General features: G+C 69.2%; 15 protein-coding genes and 2 pseudogenes. 4 read left to right on the plus strand and 13 right to left on the minus strand.

All coding sequences use genetic code 11. The annotated features are described in order from the left end of the window. Nucleotides 1-6 precede the first annotated feature (6 nt). Both GBA65_RS19170 and GBA65_RS19175 read left to right on the plus strand, forming a co-directional pair. Nucleotides 7-624, plus strand: a complete 618-nt coding sequence (locus GBA65_RS19170) for an L-2-amino-thiazoline-4-carboxylic acid hydrolase (RefSeq protein WP_166397914.1) — start codon at nt 7-9, stop codon at nt 622-624. Between the two features lie 296 nt (nt 625-920). Continuing rightward, complete coding sequence (locus tag GBA65_RS19175; RefSeq protein WP_266096613.1) at nt 921-1,385, plus strand: molybdopterin-dependent oxidoreductase; 465 nt, start codon at nt 921-923, stop codon at nt 1,383-1,385. A gap of 132 nt (nt 1,386-1,517) precedes the next feature. Here GBA65_RS19175 and GBA65_RS19180 read toward each other — a convergent pair. The 7 genes and pseudogenes from GBA65_RS19180 to GBA65_RS19210 all read right to left on the minus strand — a co-directional run. Beyond that, nucleotides 1,518-2,423 (minus strand): annotated as a pseudogene (locus GBA65_RS19180) (SDR family oxidoreductase); the annotation flags it as partial. Beyond that, nucleotides 2,420-3,383 (minus strand): annotated as a pseudogene (locus GBA65_RS26830) (UDP-glucuronic acid decarboxylase family protein). The pseudogenes GBA65_RS19180 and GBA65_RS26830, both read right to left, overlap by 4 nt. Then, the gene (locus GBA65_RS19190; RefSeq protein ID WP_166397916.1) at nt 3,376-4,758 is read right to left on the minus strand and encodes a UDP-glucose dehydrogenase family protein; all 1,383 of its coding nucleotides are present in this window, start codon (nt 4,756-4,758) and stop codon (nt 3,376-3,378) included. Before GBA65_RS19190 ends, GBA65_RS26830 begins: the two are co-directional and overlap by 8 nt. Before the next feature lie 97 nt (nt 4,759-4,855). Beyond that, nucleotides 4,856-5,974 carry a sugar transferase gene (locus GBA65_RS19195; RefSeq protein WP_166397917.1) on the minus strand — a complete coding sequence of 373 codons (1,119 nt, stop codon included), beginning with the start codon at nt 5,972-5,974 and terminating at the stop codon, nt 4,856-4,858. Nucleotides 5,975-6,284: 310 nt separating this feature from the next. Next, on the minus strand, nt 6,285-7,121 hold the full coding sequence (locus GBA65_RS19200) for an MATE family efflux transporter (RefSeq protein WP_166397918.1): 837 nt from the start codon (nt 7,119-7,121) through the stop codon (nt 6,285-6,287). Further along, nucleotides 7,118-7,861 carry an oligosaccharide flippase family protein gene (locus GBA65_RS19205; protein WP_166397919.1) on the minus strand — a complete coding sequence of 248 codons (744 nt, stop codon included), beginning with the start codon at nt 7,859-7,861 and terminating at the stop codon, nt 7,118-7,120. Before GBA65_RS19205 ends, GBA65_RS19200 begins: the two co-directional genes overlap by 4 nt. 118 nt (nt 7,862-7,979) lie before the next feature. Continuing rightward, nucleotides 7,980-8,834 (minus strand): sulfotransferase family protein, encoded by an 855-nt coding sequence (locus GBA65_RS19210; RefSeq protein WP_166397920.1) that lies wholly within the window; start codon nt 8,832-8,834, stop codon nt 7,980-7,982. A 154-nt stretch (nt 8,835-8,988) separates the two neighbouring features. On the opposite strand from GBA65_RS19210, the gene GBA65_RS19215 reads away from it, so the two are divergent. Both GBA65_RS19215 and GBA65_RS19220 read left to right on the plus strand, forming a co-directional pair. Beyond that, nucleotides 8,989-10,209, plus strand: coding sequence for a glycosyltransferase family 4 protein (locus GBA65_RS19215; RefSeq protein ID WP_207955935.1), 1,221 nt, complete (start codon nt 8,989-8,991; stop codon nt 10,207-10,209). Between the two features lie 2 nt (nt 10,210-10,211). Next, complete coding sequence (locus GBA65_RS19220; protein ID WP_228282011.1) at nt 10,212-10,991, plus strand: WecB/TagA/CpsF family glycosyltransferase; 780 nt, start codon at nt 10,212-10,214, stop codon at nt 10,989-10,991. Here GBA65_RS19220 and GBA65_RS19225 read toward each other — a convergent pair. From GBA65_RS19225 to GBA65_RS19250, 6 genes are all read right to left on the minus strand, one after another. Next, nucleotides 10,988-11,917, minus strand: coding sequence for a sulfotransferase (locus GBA65_RS19225; protein ID WP_166397923.1), 930 nt, complete (start codon nt 11,915-11,917; stop codon nt 10,988-10,990). The genes GBA65_RS19220 and GBA65_RS19225 overlap by 4 nt on opposite strands. A 77-nt stretch (nt 11,918-11,994) precedes the next feature. Further along, on the minus strand, nt 11,995-13,128 hold the full coding sequence (locus tag GBA65_RS19230) for a glycosyltransferase (protein ID WP_166397924.1): 1,134 nt from the start codon (nt 13,126-13,128) through the stop codon (nt 11,995-11,997). Nucleotides 13,129-13,139: 11 nt separating this feature from the next. After that, nucleotides 13,140-14,072 carry a sulfotransferase family protein gene (locus GBA65_RS19235; protein ID WP_207955936.1) on the minus strand — a complete coding sequence of 311 codons (933 nt, stop codon included), beginning with the start codon at nt 14,070-14,072 and terminating at the stop codon, nt 13,140-13,142. Then, nucleotides 14,069-14,980: a sulfotransferase family protein gene (locus tag GBA65_RS19240; protein WP_207955937.1), complete on the minus strand. Its 912-nt coding sequence runs from the start codon at nt 14,978-14,980 to the stop codon at nt 14,069-14,071. Before GBA65_RS19240 ends, GBA65_RS19235 begins: the two co-directional genes overlap by 4 nt. Then, on the minus strand, nt 14,977-15,897 hold the full coding sequence (locus tag GBA65_RS19245; RefSeq protein ID WP_207955938.1) for a sulfotransferase family protein: 921 nt from the start codon (nt 15,895-15,897) through the stop codon (nt 14,977-14,979). The genes GBA65_RS19240 and GBA65_RS19245 overlap by 4 nt, the downstream gene beginning before the upstream one ends. A gap of 2 nt (nt 15,898-15,899) precedes the next feature. Then, entirely contained in the window at nt 15,900-17,498 is a 1,599-nt protein-coding gene (locus GBA65_RS19250; protein WP_166397925.1) for an O-antigen ligase family protein, read from the minus strand. Nucleotides 17,499-17,506 lie beyond the last annotated feature (8 nt).

Raw genomic sequence — 17,506 nt, forward strand, 5'->3', positions numbered from 1 at the left:
TCTCCTATGAAGTGGCTCAAGGTCTACGGTCTTCCGAAGCTCCCGCTGTTCCTGGCGCGCCTCGCGATGCGCCTCGGGCTGCCCGGCCCGACCTGGTACAAGTGGAAGGCAGCCTCGGCCGGGACCGGGGTGATCCTGGACGAGATGATCCGGGCGGCCGACGACCTCGGCTACGACGGACAGAAGGTCGGCAAGCTCGCGATGAGCCGCATCGGCGAGAAGCAGGGCGCGGGCCTGCGCGAGCAGCTCGGCGTCAAGACGATGAAGGACACCGTCGACGTCGTCATGCTCGCCAACCGCTTCTTCGACATCGAGATCACGCTGACCGAGACCAAGGACGGCGAGTACGTCATAAACGCCGACCGATGCCCGTGGTTCGGCGGGATGGGCCAGGAGGGCGTCGAGGGCTGGGACGTGAAGCCGTGCGCGGCCTTTTCGACCTACGAGAAGGCGATGGTCAACGCCATCAACCCGAACGTGAAGCTTTCCTACACCGAGAAGCGCACCACCGGCGGCCACACCTGCCGCGGCGTCTACCAGTACCGCGACGCGGAGCTTGGCGACGGCCCGGAGGAGGGCGTCACCCCGGAGATGGTGAGCATCGGCCGCAAGCCCAAAAAGTAAGGGTTCGCGGCGGCTTTCTCACCCCGCGCCCCGGAGGCCGGGGCCGCTCCACGGGGGTTCCGGATGGTCCTCGGCACGGAGAGACCCGGCGAGCCGGACGCAGAAAACCGCCGTGCTAGACTCGCTGCGATCGTCACTTCTTAAAGCGGCAGGGAGGGTGTATGGAACGAATCGAGATCGACACCGCGCGCGGCAAGGAGCGGGTACCGCCGGGGCAGTACCTCGTCGGGGACCGCTGGCCGATCCTGACGTACGGCTCGACGCCGCGGTTCAACCCGGAGGTCTGGGACTTCGCGATGTCGGGGCTCGTGGAGAACCCGTTGCGGTTCACGTGGGAGGAGTGGAACGAGCTACCGACCGTCGAGGTCAAGGCGGACATGCACTGCGTCACCTCGTGGAGCAAGCTGGACAACGTGTGGAGGGGCGTGAGCGCGAGGCACCTGCTGGACCTGGCGCAGCCGAAGCCGGAGGCGAAGTTCTTTGCGGTTCATTGCGACGGCGGGTACACGACGAACGCGCCGGTGGAGGAGCTCTACGAGGAGGACGCGCTCTTCGCGACGCACCACAACGGGGAGCCGCTGGAGCCGGGGCACGGGTACCCGCTGCGGCTCGTGATCCCGCGCCTCTACGCCTGGAAGAGCGCGAAGTGGATCCGGGGCGTCGAGTTCATCCCCGAGGATAGGCCCGGCTTCTGGGAACAGAACGGCTACCACGCCTACGGCGACCCCTGGCAGGAGCAGCGCTACAGCTTCGGCTTCTAGCCCCCGGCAAGAACCTCGACGACGGTCGCGTGCAGGCCCGGGGGTAATCCCCCCGGGCCTCTTCCGTGCCGCGCGGCGAGATCCGTGCGAGCGCGCCGCCGCGGACCGACGGGACGGGGCGCTACAAAGCCCGAAGAACCGCAGGGTACGTTCGAGGCCGGAGGCGAGGTCGGTCTCGGGCTTCCAGCCCAGCTCCCTCGCCGCTTTCGAGGGGTCCACCGAGCTCCTGGACTGCTCGCCGGGCTTGGCGGGCCCCCTCTCGGGCGGCAGGTCGCGCCCGGAGAGGCGCTGCATCCGCTCGTAGAGCTCCGTCACGCTCGTCTCGACGCCCGTGCCGACGTTGTACGCGCCGCTCGGCGCGTCGCCCTCGAGGGCGAGCACGTTCGCCCGGGCCACGTCGCCGACGTACACGTAGTCGCGCGTCTGTTCGCCGGTGCCGAAGATCGTGGACGGCCGCCCCGCCGCCAGGTTGCCCGAGAAGATGGCGACGACGCCGGCCTCGCCGTGGGGGTCCTGGCGCGGGCCGTAGACGTTGGCGTAGCGCAGGGCCCAGTAGCGCAGGCCGTGCTGGGCGCGGTAGTAGTGCAGGTATCGCTCCCCGGCGAGCTTGGAGACGCCGTAGGGAGAGACGGGGTACTGCGGGTGGCCCTCGGAGGCGGGAAACTCGCCCTGCTCGCCGTAGACGGCGCCCCCGGTGGAGGCGAAGACGACCTTGCCGACGCCCCCGGCGACGCAGGACTCGAGGAGGCGCACCGTGCCGAGGACGTTCACGTCGGCGTCGAAGTCGGGCTCGCGCACGGAGCGACGGACGTCCATCTGGGCGGCGAGGTGGCAGAGGGCCTCGGGCCGGAACGAGCGGAAGACGTCCGCGCAGCCCGTGCGCACGTCGGTCTCGTGGAGGGCGACGCCCTCGGGGACGTTCTCCTTCCTCCCCGACGAGAGGTCGTCGGCGACGGCGACCTCGTGGCCGCGGGCGAGGAGGGCCTCGACGACGTGGGAGCCTATAAAGCCCGCGCCGCCGGTGACGAGGACCCTCATCCCCCGGCCGCAGTCTTTGCCGCCCCTCCGGCGAACCAGTCGATCGTGGTCTTCAAGCCCTCCTCGGCCCCGACCTTCGGCTCCCAACCCAGAATCTCGCGCGCCCTGGTGATGTCGGGGCGGCGCTGCTTGGGGTCGTCGGCGGGGAGGGGCTCGTGGGCGAGGGGGCTCTCGCTGCCGGTGAGGCGCAGGATCGCCTCGGCGACCTCCCTCACCGTGTACTCGACGGGGTTGCCGATGTTCACCGGGCGCGTCTCGGCGCTCCTCATGAGGCGGAGGACGCCCTCGATCAGGTCGTCGACGTACTGGACGCTCCTGGTCTGGGAGCCGTCGCCGTAGATCGTCAAGGGGGAGCCGGAGAGGGCCTGATGGATGAAGTTCGGGATCATACGCCCGTCGTCGGGCCTCATGTGGGGGCCATAGGTATTGAAGATGCGCACGATCCTCGTGTCTACCCCGTGGTGGCGGTGGTAGGCCATCGTTATGGCCTCGGCGTAGCGCTTGGCCTCGTCGTAGACGCCCCTCGTGCCGACTGGGTTGACGTTGCCGAGGTAGCCCTCGTGCTGGGGGTGGACCAACGGGTCGCCGTAGACCTCGCTCGTCGAGGCGACCATCAGGCGCGCCCCTTGGCCTTGGCGAGGCCGAGGGCGTTGTAGGTGCCAAGGGCGCCGACCTTGAGGATCTGGATCGGGATGCGCTCGAAGTCCTTCGGGCTCGCGGGGAGGCGAAGTGGTAGACCTCGTCGAGGGGGCCGGGGACGTCGATGTACGTCGTCACGTCGCTCTCGACGTACTCGAAGCCCGGGGAGCCCACGAGGTGGGCGACGTTCTCGCGGGAGCCCGTGATCAGGTTGTCCACGCAGACCACGCGGTGGCCCTCGCCGAGGAGCCTCTCGCAGAGGTGGCTCCCTATAAACCCGGCCCCGCCGGTGACGAGCGCCCGCCTCCCGCCGTCAGCCACGCCCGAAGCCCCTGTACAGGAGCCCCGCGTCGAGCGCGGCGGCGGGGTCGAGGACGTTGCGGCCGTCCACGAGTAGCTTCGGATCCTCCATGAGGGAGGCGGCCTTTTCGGGATCCAGCGAGCGTACCTCCTCCCACTCCGTGACGACGACCGCCGCGTGGGCCCCGGCCAGGGCCTCGTAGGGGTCGAAGACGACCTTGAGGTCGGGCAGCATCGCCGCGGCCCCCTTGCCGGCGACGGGGTCGTAGCCGACCACGCGGGCGCCCAGGGAGTTGACGAGGCGCGCGATCTCCAGGCTCGGGGCCTCCCTGAGGTCGTCCGTGTTCGGCTTGAACGCGAGCCCGAGGAGGGCCACGCGCTTGCCCTTGAGGGTGCGGAGATCCCGCTGGAGCTTCTGGATCACCGCCTTCCTCTGGCGCTCGTTCACGGAGACGGTGGCGTCGAGCAGGGCGGGCTCGTGGCCGTACTCGCGGGCGACGGCGCGCAGGGCAGCTACGTCCTTCGGGAAGCACGAGCCGCCCCAGCCGATGCCGGCGTTCAGGAAGCGCGCCCCGATGCGGTCGTCAAGGCCGATGCCGGTCGCGACGTTCGTGACGTCCGCGCCGACGAGCTCGCAGAGGGCGGCCATCTCGTTGATAAAGCTGATCTTCGTGGCGAGAAAGGCGTTTGCGGCGTATTTGATCATCTCCGCGCTCGCCAGATCCGTGGTCACGAACGGGACGGCGTCGCGGGGCCTCGGGTCGAGCTGCGTCGGGAAGCTCTGCTCGACGATGGGCTGGTAGAGCGCCCTCATGGTGTCCAGAGCGTCGCGCTTCTCGGCGCCGAGCACGATCCTGTCCGGGAACAAGGAGTCGTAGACCGCGCTCCCCTCCCTCAGAAACTCCGGGTTGGAGACGACCCGGTAAGGGACGTTCCCGCCGTCGACCTCCTGGGCCCCCTCCCTGACGAGCATCGAGACGTAGTCCCCGCTCCCGACCGGCACCGTGCTCTTGTTGACCACGACGAGCGGCTTCTCGCGCGCCCGCTCGCGCTCCGCCTCGGCGAGCGCCCTGCCCACGCTCCGGGCGACGGCGCCGACGCTCGAGAGATCCGCCGAGCCGCCCTCGCCGGGAGGTGTATCGACCGCTATAAACAGGACGTCCGAGTCCCGGACGGCCCCGGGCAGGTCCGTGGAGAAGGAGAGCCGCTTGCGGCCCCGGGCCACGAGCTCCTCGAGGCCGGGCTCGTAGATCGGGACGCGCCCCTCGGCGAGCTCGGCGACGCGCGCCTCGTTCTTGTCCACGCACCGGACCCGGTGCCCGACGTGCGCGAGGCACGCGCCCGTCACGAGGCCCACGTACCCGGCGCCCACGACCCCTACGTTAAACTCTTCCACGCAACATCTCCCGGTCTTACGCGGGCCGAGGCCCGCGCGAAAGCATCACACTTGGTTACAAGCCACAGATTGTACCCACCGCCGGCGGATCATGCCCCTAGTAGGCGCCCTCGTGGCGGACGACGGCGCGCACGGTCTTCAGGATGATCTTCACGTCCAGCCCGAGGGACCAGTTCTCGATGTAGTAGAGGTCCAGCCGGACCATGTCCTCGAACGAGAGGTTGCTCCTCCCGCTGATCTGCCAGTACCCGGAACACCCCGGGATCGCCGCGAGGCGCATCTTGTGGCGCTCGGTCATCTTCTCGAAGTCGCGTATGGGCAACGGCCGCGGCCCAACGAGGCTCATCTCGCCCTTGAGGACGTTTATAAGCTGCGGCAGCTCGTCGATGCTCCAGCGGCGGATGAAACGGCCTATGGGCGTGACGCGCGGGTCGTTCTGCATCTTGAAGATCGCGCCGTCCGCCTCGTTCTTCGCCTCGAGCTCCGCCTGTCGCGCCTCGGCGTCGCTGTACATCGAGCGGAACTTGTAGCAGAGAAAGACCTTCTCGTCGGCCCCGACGCGCTTCTGCTTGAAGAAGACGGGCCCCGGCGAGGTGAACTTTATGAGCGCGGCGACCCCGAGCAGGAGCGGCGAGAGGACGAGGAGACCGAGGGCCGACCCCGCGACGTCCAGCATGCGCTTCAGCGCCCGCTGCGTGTTGTCCAGGCGCGGGTAGCCGACCTCCAGGAGCGGCAGGCCCATGTTCTCCGAGAGGACGGGCGTGCTCCCCATGAGCGTCACGGCCCCGGGCACGACCTCGACCCGGACCTTGCGCAGGCGCATCGAGCGCAGGAGGTTCAGAAACTCCGCGTCCCCGAGCTTCTCCGCCCCCGAGAGGACCACGTTTCGGGCCCCGGTCCGGTCGAGCATCGCCCTGAGCCCCGCGAGGTCGACGCCGCCTTCGTCCGAAAGGTCCATCTCCCCCACGCAGACGTACGAGCCGGGCTTCGTCTCCATCACCTCGCGCACCCTGGCGCGGGAGGCCGGCTCGCCGACGAGGATCGTGGGTGCGCGGCCCAGGCCCCGGCTGTAGACCCTCTCGATCGCGCGCTCGTAGAGCGTCCTCAAGGACCCGGAGACCGCGAGGGCGACCAGGGCGGAGAGCAGGATCTCCCGAGCCCGAAGCCGCTCTCCTCGTAGATCGCCGACCCGAAGACCAGGAGCCCCGCGCCCCACATAACCGCCCCGATAAGCGCCCCGGGTTGCGCCTCTTCGCCGCCCGGTCGTAGAGGTCGTGGGCGGCGAAGACCGAGATCCAGACGACGACCACGACGGGCAGGAGCGGCGCGACCTCCGCCAGCCGCCCCCCGCCCCCGACGAGGTACCCCGCCACCGCGAGCCCGGCGAGGAGCGCCAGGGCGTCGACGACGGCGAGGATCAGGACGCTCAAGGGACGGCGCATCCCGTAAAAACCGAGCAGCCTCTTGACGACGCGCTTCAAGGCCCGAAGCCCCATGCTCGCGGGACACGACGCCCTTCGTGCCTCCTACGCACGGCGCTTCTTCCCCTTCCTGCCGAGCTTGTAGAGCACGGCGTTCCAGCCGGACTCGACGAACTTCTTGTCGCTCGGGCTCAGGCCAAGGGCCACGAGCCCCGCGGCGAAGACGGCCAGGTAGAAGGCCCCGACCACGATCACCGCGACGAACCCTACCTCGAGCGGGAGGACGAGGCGCAGGAGGTAGGCCGCCACGAGGGCGACGCCGCCCGCGAGGATCGCCTTCAGGTACGCCGGGGTGTAGGGCCAGAGCCCCAGGGTGCGCTTGACGGCCACGAGGGTCACGGCGTTGACGGCGATCATCGCGAGCGCCGTGGCGACTGCCGAGCCGACGATCCCGTAGCGCGGGACGAGGAGGAAGTTCAGGAGGAGGTTCAGGATCACCGTGCCCACGGTGGCGTACATGACTATCCGCTGGCGATCCGTCATGGCGAGGAGGCGTCCCGTGGAGCCGACGGAGGCGCTGAACATCTGCGCGGCGGCGACGATGACCAGGACCGGCCAGCCCTCGACGAACCGCGGCCCGAAGACGCTCATCACGTCCCTCGCGAGGACGACGGTGGCGAGAAAGAAGACGAGGTTCGCCGTGAACACCCACCGGGAGACGTCCTTGTAGGTCTCGTCGAGGTCCTCCATCCGTCCCCGGCGGTAGAGGTCGGCGATGATCGGCGAGAAGATGCCGTTGAAGGCGATCACGAACACGCTCGCCAACAGCGCCGTCCGGGCGGCGGTGTTGTACAGGGCAACCGCCCCCGTCGTCACGAACGCCCCCACCACGAGCGTCGAGGTCCAGGTGTTGAGGTGGCGCATGAAGCTCGCCACGATCATCGGCCCGAGACCCTGAAGAGGTCCCGCGTCTCGAAGACGCTCGGTACGTCCGCGTCCGCTATCTTCGGGAAGACCTTGCGCAGGTAGAAGAGCCCGAGGATGGAGCCCAGGACCATCGAGGTCACGTACGCCCCGACCGCCCCGAAGACCGGGGCGCCGAGAAAGTACAGGACGACGACGAGGACGAGGGCGGTCAGGGGCTGGACCATCTGCTGCACGAAGGCGGAGTACTTGACGATCTTGAAGCCCTGCGTCGCCCAGAGCGACATGCTCATCACGGTGAAGAACGGTATGGAGAAGGAGAACGCCTTCAAGAGCGTCTCCAGGAACGGCTTGTCGAAGACGCGCACCGCGAGGTACCCGGACGATAGGAAGACCGCCGCCGCGAGCACGAGGCTCAGGGCGAAGCTGAGGATGAGCGCCTGCACGATGGTCCCCTTGACCCGCGCGTCGTCGCCCGCCGCCCGGTAGTGGGCGACCCAGCGCACCAGGCCGTTGTCCATCCCGAGCTGCGAGAGGATGTTCGCGAGGTTCACGATGGTCGTCCCGAGCAGGTAGGCGCCCATGAGGCTCGGGCCGAGCGTGCGGGCGAGCACGAGCTGCATGGCGAAGCCTAGTATACGGCCCGTCCCCTGGCCGAAGGAGCCGACGCCGACGCCGCGCGCGATCTGCCCGACCCGCCCGTCGTGGCTGTCGGCCTTCGAGACGTCCTCGTTTACTACTTTGGGGGCTTCCTCCAACAGACCTCTCTCCGGCGAAACCGGGCGCGCCGCTAGCGCGCCGAAATGCCTATCCTACACCACGCGAACGACCGGTAGACGCGCCCACCCTATACGGCGGCCGGCTCCCGCCCGTGCCCTAGTCCTCGTACGAGTACCCCCGCAGGAAGCCGAACTCCTCCGACCTCCGGCGCACGTACTCGACGTCCTCCGGGGTCCACTCGACCTTCTCCCGGCTCCGGCTCGGGGCGCGAAAGACCATCCCCGAGCAGTCCCTCAGGTAGTCCTCGGAAGCCTCCAGGTCCAGGGAGGCGCAGAGCCTCCGGAGCTCGCGTTCGGGGTCGGACACGATCTCCTCGTGGCGGACCTCGAAGACCTCCGAGGGGTCGGTGCGCTCCACGAAGCGCCGCATCGCCTCGCAGAGGGCGAAGTAGTCCTCGATGTTCCTCTTGAGGTCCCGCCCCCGCCCGCCGCTCTTCCAGTCGAAGACGCCGTCCCGAAGCATGGTGCTTATGTTGTCGTAGGGGTTCCTGACGACGTGGACGTACTTCACCGGGACGCCGGCGACCCTACGCAGCTTCTCCTGGAGGCCGGGGTTCCGGTCGAGCCTGAGGGTCGAGAGGGCGCCTTTCTTGTCCCCGATCACGCGCAGCCTCCGAAAACGGCCCTGCCACTGGCCGGGGACCCTGTAGGAGTAGACGTTCCAGTCGCGCCCGGCCTCGCCGTAGCGCCGGGAGTTCTCCAGGAGGAGGTGGAAGAGCTGTGTCCGGCCGAAGCCGTTCTGGAGGTACCGCAGGGCGTCCTGCTCGTGCGCGATGATCGCCTCGGGGTGGGCGTCGAGGAGGCTGCCGAAGAGGCTGTGCCCGCTCTTGGGGTAGCCCACGAACATGCAGTAGGTCTCTACGCCGGCGAAGAGCTCCCTGTTCCTGCGCCCCTCGAAGGAGGACCGGAGGTAGGAGCCCGCGAGGTCGAGGCCCCGGGATGCCTTCCTCACGCCGGTTGCGAGGGTCTCCCTCATGAGATTACCGTCCTCCGCGCGGTCTCTTGGCCCGAAAACAGCGGCTATTCTACGGGAGGCCCCTCGCGGTGTCCACGCGGCCGGCCCTCGCTTGCGGACCCGCTCCCCCTTGGCGTATAACTGTGGCGCCTTGGACTCCCCCGAACACGCCCCGCGCCCGAAGAAGCTCGGCTACCTCTCGGCCGCCCCCAGGGTCTCGACCCGCCCGGACGCCGAGGCCGGCGGCCCCCGCTCGCACGTGCTCGGCGTGATCCGCGCCTTCGAGTCTTTGGGCTGGACGGTGGACCGCTTCATCGTCGGCGACCGGATGCCGAGAGGCGTGGCCGGAGGCGGCAGCGAGAAGGCCCTCTCGGGGAGCCGCGCGCGCACCCTCGCCGCCGACCTCACGCGGCTCGCCCTCGGGCTGTTCAACGCCCTTCGCGCCCGGCGGGAGCTCTCCGGCAGGGTCGACTGGGTCTACGAGCGCCACGCCGTGCTGCAATCCCTTGGCTGGGTCTTCCGGCGGGGCGGGACGCCCTGGATCCTCGAGACCAGCGGCCTCTACTCCGACGAGGCCAAGACGGAGCGAAACAGCCTCGTCCTCACGGGTGTCGCCCGCAGGCTGGAGGTCTTCGCCTACGACCGCTGCGACGTCCTCGTCTGCGTGAGCGAGCCCCTCAAGGAGCTCGTCGTCCGGGAAACCGGCGTCCGCGAGGACAAGATCCTGGTGGTCCCCAACGGGGTCGACGCCGCTTTCTTCGACCCGGCCCTGCACGAGCCTCGTCGCCTCTTCGACGGCTTCACGGTCGGGTTCGTGGGGAGCCTCCTCGAATGGCAGGGCCTCGACCGCCTGCTGCGCGCCGTCGCAGCACTCCGGGCGGAGAGCCTACCGGTGTGCGTCGCCGTCGTCGGGGACGGGCCGGCGCGGGAGGGGTGGGAGGGGCTCGCGCAGGAGCTCGGAATACTCGGTGAGGCGGTCCGCTTCGTGGGCCGGGCGCCACTCGACGAGGTGCCCGGCTACATCGCCGGGTTCGACGCCGGGTTCTCCGGCCAGCAGGGGATGAAGATCGGGGCGATGTACCACTCGCCGCTGAAGCTCTACGAGTACCTCTCCATGGGCAAGCCCATAATCGCCACGGCCTACGACGACGCCAGAAACCTCGTCCGGGACACGGACGCGGGCTTCCTCTTCGAGCCCGGAAACACCGAAGACCTGCAAAGGGCCCTCCGCGAGGCCTACGCCTCCAGGGAGACGTTCCCCGAGGCCGGACGAAGGGCGAGGGAGGAGGTGCTCGGGCGCCACAGCTGGGAGGCCCGGCTGCGCGCGATGATCCCGAGGGTCGAGGAGATCTTGCATCGGAGAGAGCGTTGAACGTGCCGTCCTACAGCCTCCTCGGCGTCAGGGTAGACGCCCTGACGGAGGGCGACCTCTCGGCCCTGATCCGGGAGGCCGCGGCAAGGAACGAGCGCCACCTCGTCCTCAACCACAACCTCCACAGCCTCTACCTCTACCACCACGACCCCGCCTTCCGAAAGCTCTACGACCGCGCCGACCACGTCCACGTCGACGGGATGCCGCTCGTGTGGGCCGGCAGGCTGCTCGGGTACGGCCTGACGCGCGAGAACCGCCTGACGAGCGTGGACTGGCTCCCCCACGTCCTCAAGACCTGCGCCGAGGAGGGCCTGCGCGTCTACTTTCTCGGCTCGGAGCCCGGCGTCCCCGAGGGTGCGGCGGCGCGCTTTCGGGAAGGTGCGCCCGGTCTTCGGGTCGAGACGCACCACGGCTACTTCGACGCCGCGCCCGGGAGCCCCGAGAACGAGCGGGTCCTGCGGGAGATCGACGAGTACCGGCCGCACGCCCTGATGGTCGGGATGGGGATGCCGCGCCAGGAGCGCTGGATCCTCGAGAACCTCGACCGCCTCCAGGCGAACACGATATGGAACCTCGGCGCCTTCATGGACTACGCCGCCGGCGCCGTCCCGACCCCGCCGCGCTGGATGGCGCGCCTCGGCCTGGAGTGGCTGGCCCGCTTCGCCGCCGAGCCCCGGCGCCTCTGGAGGCGCTACCTCCTGGAGCCTCCCTTCGCGCTGGTGCTCCTCGCGCGTGACCTGGCCCGGCGATACGGGCCGAGGGGAATAGGCGGGCGCTCCTAACCCCCCGTCCCGGCGCCGTACCCGAACCGGGCCAGAAAGGGGAGCGTCAGCGCGGTCACGAGCCAGCGGTCCCCGTCCTTCATCTTCTGCGTCCACTCCCTGTCCGGCCTCAGCTCCACGACGCCCGTCCGGAAGCGGCTCGGGTTGCCCCCCACGTTGTGGTTCGGGCCCCGAAGCTCGACCCCGCGCTCCGAGACGAACGGCAGCGAGCCGGGCTCCTCTCCCAGAAGGTCCAGGATGCGCTCCACCGAAGGCCGCGGCTCCCGGACGAAGTCCTCGTAGCGGAGCATCAGGTAACGTTCGGGGGCATCGTCCCGGAGGTCTTCCGCCGCGACGTTGCACAGGTCCCACTCCAGGGAGCTCTCGACGGGGTGGTGCTGGGGCATGTACGCGAGGCCCCTACCCGCAGGCGTGCTCCGCTTCTTGCGCCGCCACGAGTAGGCCACGGCGCGCGGGTCGCGGACGAGGTGTACGGCGTAGCGCTCCACGCCGGGGACCTCCCCGAGGACGCGGCCGTAGAGCGGGAGCTTCGAGGAGTCCACGACCACCCTGCTCCCCGTGACGTTGGAGATCTCCCGGTAGAAGCGTCCGAGGGCGTCCCTGTACTCCTCGGTCCACCTCGAACGGAGCCTCCCCTCGCCGGGCTTCGTGAGCGACAGCGGGATGTGGCGGGGGCGCGTGCTCGTCCTCTGGACGCGGGCCATCGCTCGGGCGTCCACGCCCTCCGGGCCGCCGAAGGCGCGCTCCAGCACGGGCCTCCACACCTCGCACTCCTTGAAGCGGGCGCCGCAGGAGCAGGTTCCGTCGTTGGCGAGGCGGTTCCAGACGTAGACGAACTCCCCGACCGGGAAGAAGCCCTCGATCTGGCCGAGGATGTTGTCCAGGATCGTGCTGCCGCTCCGCCCCGACCCCGCGATGTACAGCACCTTGACCTTGTCGTCCGAAGAAACCGTAAGCCCCCTTCCGCCGGAACATCGGCAATGTTAGCAAAGCCCTCCGGCCCCTAGCGCAGGACCGAGGCGTAGATCTCCTCCAGGGCGTGCGTCCGCTCCCGGAGATCGAACCTCTCCCGCACCCGCTCCACCCCCCTCTCCCCCATCCGCCGCCGGAGGTCGCCGTCCTCCAGGAGCCGGGAGATGTGGCTGGCGAGCCCCTCCCAGTCCCCCTCCTTCGCGAGAAAGCCCGTCTCCCCGTGGGCGACGACCTCGGGGATGGGGCCGCCGTCGAAGCTCGCCACCGGCAGCCCCGTCGCCTGCGCCTCGGCGAAGACGAGCCCGAACCCCTCGGCGTCCCCGGTGCTCGCCGTCACGCTCGGCACGCTCAGCACGCTCGCCCGGCCCATCCATGAGCGCACCTCCCCGGGCGGGAGCGCCCCGAGGAAGCGGTAGCGCCGGAGCGTCTTCCCGGCGAGCTCTTCGAGCGGGGCGCGCAGCGGACCCGTCCCGATCACCGCGAGCTCCGCCTCCGGCACGGCCTCCTGCACCCGGGACATCGCCCGGACGAGAAACTCGCAGCCCTTCTTCTCGACGAGCCTCCCGACGAAGAGCACGACCGGCCCCCGCTCCGCCCCGGGCTCGGGGCGGAACAACCGCGTGTCGACGCCGTTGTAGTGCACCACGATCTTCTCGGGCGGAAATCCGACCTCCACGAGGCGCCCCTTTATGTACTCGGAGACGGCCAGAAAGAGCCGTCCCTCCCGCTGGAGCGCCGGCCGGCCCCTGAGGTAGGCGCGGTGGCGGTAGAAGGAGCGCCGGGCGTACTCGTCCGTCATCGTCGCGTCGAAGCCGTGGAAGGTGGTGAGCAGGGGCACGCCGAGGCGCCGCGCGAGCGGCATCGCGCTCACGCCGTCCGGGCCGAAGTGGGCGTGGACGAGCGCGGGCCCGAGCCGCTCCAGACGCCGGTAGAACCCGGGCGCCGCCCCCCGCAGCTTGTAGAGCGCCTCGGCGGTCTTGCCGAAGGGGCCGCCCCCGTTCACGACCACCGTCCTCTCCCCGGGCAGGTCCAGGCCCTCCACCCGGCGGGAGCCGGCGTAGAAGGGGACGAAGCGTTCGAGGCCCTCGGCCTGGTCCCGCACAAAGGTCTCCGAGTACGCGAGCAGGCCGTCCCGGTAGACGACGATCGGGATCTTTGAGCTCAAGCCCGCGCTCCCTAGCGGAGCCAGCCGGAGAGGTCCCGGTCGAGGAGGGTCTCGAGCTTCGAGATGTCTTCCCTGTAGCCCTCGATCAGGCCCCGGCGCACCTCGTCGGGGAAGGGAGGCTTGACGAGGTTGCGGTTCCTCAGGGCGTTCAGGGAGCCCTCGACCATCCGGCGGCGCAGCCCCTTCGGGAAGAACGGCTTGAGGGCGCTCTTGACGGGGTTCGGGCGGAGCAGGAACCGGTGCAGGGCGTGCAGGCGCCTGCTCTTCGGGACGCCGGAGACGTTGTACCGGGCCGAGACGTCCGGGACGAAGGAGGGGTCCACCCCTATGAATTCGTGTATGTCCCGCAGCACCCGTTCGGGGCTCCCCTCCAGGTCCTCGTAGAGGTAGACGCGCAACCTCTCGGGGCCGAACGCCTCGTAGTAGCGGGAGAGCTGCTCGTGGTAGAAGCCCATGCGCCTGTAGTGCCAGATCGGGCTCCACCTCCCCCCGATCCGCCCCTCCTCGGCCGCGAGCGCCCTCCCGAAGTCCGGGATGGGCTCCCGCCCGTCGCGCACCATGTGCAGAAAGCTGGAGAACGCCCGATCCGCCGGGTTGCGCAGGACGGCGACGAGCTTGGCGTCCGGAACGTGCCGACGAATCCCCCCGACGGCCTCCTCCATGTACAGGTACATCGCCGAGGCCTCGCCCCGCGCCCGCTCGCCGTTCGCGCCCGCGAAGAGCTCCCGGTAAGCCCCCTCGTCGCCGACCACCATGTGGCCCAGGGTCTCCCGGTCGCGCGGCCCGCGGAAGTCGAGGTCCTCGCCCTCGAAGGCGAAGAAATGCGGCTCCTTGACCGGGCTCATGAAGACGTCCGGGTGCTTCTTGAGGTGCTGGTAGAGCGCGGTCGTCCCCGCCTTCTGGGCGCCGACGATCAGGAAGTTCGGCATCCTCCCGTCGCTCACCGGAGCCACCCCGAGAGGTCGCGCCCGATGAGGCCCTCGAGCTTCGAAACGTCCTCCGCGTACTCTTCCACGAGCTGCCTGCGTTCCCGCTCCGGGAACGGGGGTTTCACGAGGATCTTGTTCTGCATGTTCAGGAGGAGCTTGCGGCGGAACTTCTTCGGGAGGAGCGGCTTCACCGCCGACTTGAGCGGGTTGTCCTTGCGGAGGAGGTCGTTCAGCCTCCTGCTCCTCGGGATGCCGGTCGCGTTGTAGCGCGCGGGCGGCTTGGGGACGAACGAGGCGTCGACCCCGAGAAACTCGTAGGCGTCGCGCACGACCCCGGCCGGGTCCCCCTCGAGGTCCTCGTAGAGGTACGCCCTTATCCTTTCCGTACCGAAGGCCTCGCGGTAGCGGGAGAGCTGCTCGTGGTAGAAGCCCATGCTCTTGTAGTGCCAGATCCAATCCCAGTTCTCCCGCTTGCGCTCGTCCTCCAGCGCGAGCGCCTCCCCGAAGTCTTTCACGGTCTCGCGGCCGTTGAGGAGGAGGTGCAGAAATCCCGAGTAGGCCCTCTCGGCGGGGTGGCGCAGGACCGCGATGAGCCTCGCCTCCGGCACGTGGTGCTTTATCCGGCCGACCGCCTTCTCGCTGTACAGGTAGACGGGCGAAGCCTCGCCCAGGGCGCTCTCCGTCGAAGCGCCCTCGTAGAGCTTGCGGTACTCGTCGGGGTCCGTCACCGACCAGCGGTTGATCCTCTCGTCCGCCCCCGGCGCCCGGAAAGCGGGCCTCTCCCCCTCCAGCGCGAAGAAGTTCGGCTCCTTGACGGGGCTCATGAAGACGTCCGGGTGCTGGGCGAGGTAGTGGTACAAGGACGTCGTCCCCGACTTCGCCGCCCCTATCACCAGGAAGTTCGGCATCCTCCCGTCGCTCAACGCATCCACCCCGAGAGGTCGCGCCCGATCAGGCCCTGGAGCTTCAGCACGTCCTCCCTGTACTCCTCCACGAGCTCGCGCCGCGTCTGTGGCGGTATCGGCGGCGCCTTCTCCAGGTTGCGACGCTGCAGGTCGACCAGAAGCTTTTTGCGCAGTCCCTCGGGCACCAGGGGCTTGAGTGCGGTCTTGACGGGGTTTCGACCCCTGAGGAGGGAGTGGACGAGCCTGTTCTTCGGGACGCCGGAGACGTTGTGCTTGAGCGAGAGGTTCGGGGCGAAGGCGTCGTCTACTCCGAGGAACCCGTAAGCGTCGCGCAGCAACGCCCGAGGATCCCCCTTGAGGTCCTCGTAGAGGTAGACCCGGATCCTCTCCTCCCCGAACGCCTCGTAGTAGCGCGAGAGCTGCTCGTGGTAGAAGCCTCGACGCTTGTAGTGCCAGCCGTAGGCCCACCCCTCGCGTATGCGCTCGTCCTCCAGCGCGAGCGCCTCGGCGAAGTCGCCGGTCGTCTCCCTACCGTCCCTCACCTTGTGCAGAAAGCTCGAGTAGGCCCTCTCGATGGGGTTGCGAAGGACGGCGATAAACTTCGCCTCGGGGACGTGGTGCTTTATGCGGCTGACGGCCTTCTCCAGGTACAGGTAAAGCGGCGAAGCCTCGCCCAGGGCGCTCTCGTTCGAAGCACCCGCGAAGAGGGCCTGGTAGCCCTCCAGCGTCGTGACCGCGTCGGCCTCCCCGTCGCCCGGGCCCCGGAAGCTCGGGCTCTCGCCTTCGAGGGCGAAGAACTTTGGCTCCTTGACGGGGCTCATGAAGACGTCCGGGTGCTGGTTGAGGTAGTGGTACAAGGACGTCGTCCCCGACTTCGCCGCCCCTATCACCAGGAAGTCGGGCATGGTGGCACGCCGTCGTGCTACGTCGCGCATCGCTAGTGGAGCTTCTCCCCCACCCCTTCGGCGCGCCTGTTGCGCACCTCGGGACCGGAATCCTCCCAGCGTTTGGCGTCGGCGGCGTACTTGAGGGCGACGGCCGCCAGGGCGAAGAAGAAGAGCGTCGAGGGCGGCACGTACCAGTGCCACTCGAGGACGGAGTGGACGAGGTAGACCGCCGCGGCGGCGGTGAGGCCGGAGAGCAGGAGCCTGCGGTCCCCGGTCGCCCTCCAGGTACCCCGCGCGGCATAGAGCCCCAGGACCCCGGCGAAGCCAACGAGCGCCGCGAAGGCCACGACGCCGGTCTCGGTGCCCTGCTCCAGGTAGACGTTGTGGACCTGGCGCACCCCGCTGAAGCCGGGCCGGTTCTCCAGCCAGGTGTAGTGGAAGGTCCCGGCCCCCGTCCCGGTGAGCGGGTGCTGCTTCCACTCCTCCCAGGCCACGCTCCAGTACTTGCTCCGGGAGTTCGAGCTCAATGAGGTCAGCCGGTCGTTGGCCCGCTCGGTCTCCTCGATCCCCGTGGCGAAGGTGCCCGCGATCCCGCCCTTCTGGAGCTGCTGGCTCACCACCGTGTAGCCCACGACGCCCACGCCCACGACGACGATCGCGACCGCAGCCGCCCCGAGGGCCCGGCGCGTCCCCGGCAGGAGCTCATAGTTCTCTTTCAGGGTCGCGTAGACCGCCTGGAAGAAGAAGGCCGCGACGGCGGCGATCACGACGTCGATGCGGAGCGCGGCCCCGTCCGCGAGCCTCTCCTGCGCCGGTATCCCGACCTCGAAGAGCCTCTCCAGCCCCTGCGCCTGCTGGACCACCCAGAGCAGCGGCACCGAGAACAGGAGCAGGTTGGCGAACGTCTGCAAGCGGTTGCCGGAGAGGGCGAAGAGGACGAGCATCCCCACCCCCACCGCCATCAACCCGCCGCGCGAGAGCGTGAAGTAGAGGGCGAGGGAGCAGACCATCAGGCCGACGGAGTAGAGGCCGCGCACGATCGGTCCCCGAAGCTGCGTCATGCGCGCGAGCCCGAGCACGATCCCCATGCCGAGCACGACCGCCACCGTGTTGGGGTACTCGATCGTCGAGCCGATCCTCACGGCGTCGACCGTCCGGGGCGGAAACTGGACCGGGTCCGTCTTCTGCAACAACCCGTATCCGCCGACGGCGGCCGAGATCAGGAACAACCCATCCATGAACGGCGGCACGAGCCGTCTCGACGACAGGGCCGCCAGGGCCATCGCGAAGGTCGCCAGGTACATCGACGAGCGCAACAGCTCCTCGACGGTCTCCGGCGGGCTTATGGTCCAGATGAGCGACAACCCCTTGACGAAGACCAGCACCGCCATCAGGCCCACGAGGACCCAGCCGATGCGGGGAACGTCCGCGTAGAAGTTGCTTATAAACAGCGTGAAGAAGGCGAGCACGAGGATCACGCCCGCGACCGGGATCCAGCGCTCCTCCCCGAAGAGGCCGCGGTTGAGCATCCCGTAGGCCGTGAGCGCCACGATCGCGCCGAGCACGAAGGCCTTGAAGGCCACGAGCCTGCGGCCCGGACGGCCGTTCTTGCCCTCGCGCGGGCGGCCCTCGATCCCGTTATCCGTCATTCTCCGAA

This window comes from Rubrobacter marinus, from assembly GCF_011492965.1.
GTDB classification, from domain to species: Bacteria; Actinomycetota; Rubrobacteria; order Rubrobacterales; family Rubrobacteraceae; genus Rubrobacter_F; species Rubrobacter_F marinus.

Coding starts and splice junctions, on each gene's coding strand:
- GBA65_RS19170 (WP_166397914.1), top strand. CDS start 7: ATGAAGTGGCTCAAGGTCTACGGTCTTCCGAAGCTCCCGCTGTTCCTG.
- GBA65_RS19175 (WP_266096613.1), top strand. CDS start 921: ATGTCGGGGCTCGTGGAGAACCCGTTGCGGTTCACGTGGGAGGAGTGG.
- GBA65_RS19200 (WP_166397918.1), bottom strand. CDS start 7,121: ATGATCGTGGCGAGCTTCATGCGCCACCTCAACACCTGGACCTCGACG.
- GBA65_RS19245 (WP_207955938.1), bottom strand. CDS start 15,897: ATGCGCGACGTAGCACGACGGCGTGCCACCATGCCCGACTTCCTGGTG.
- GBA65_RS19250 (WP_166397925.1), bottom strand. CDS start 17,498: ATGACGGATAACGGGATCGAGGGCCGCCCGCGCGAGGGCAAGAACGGC.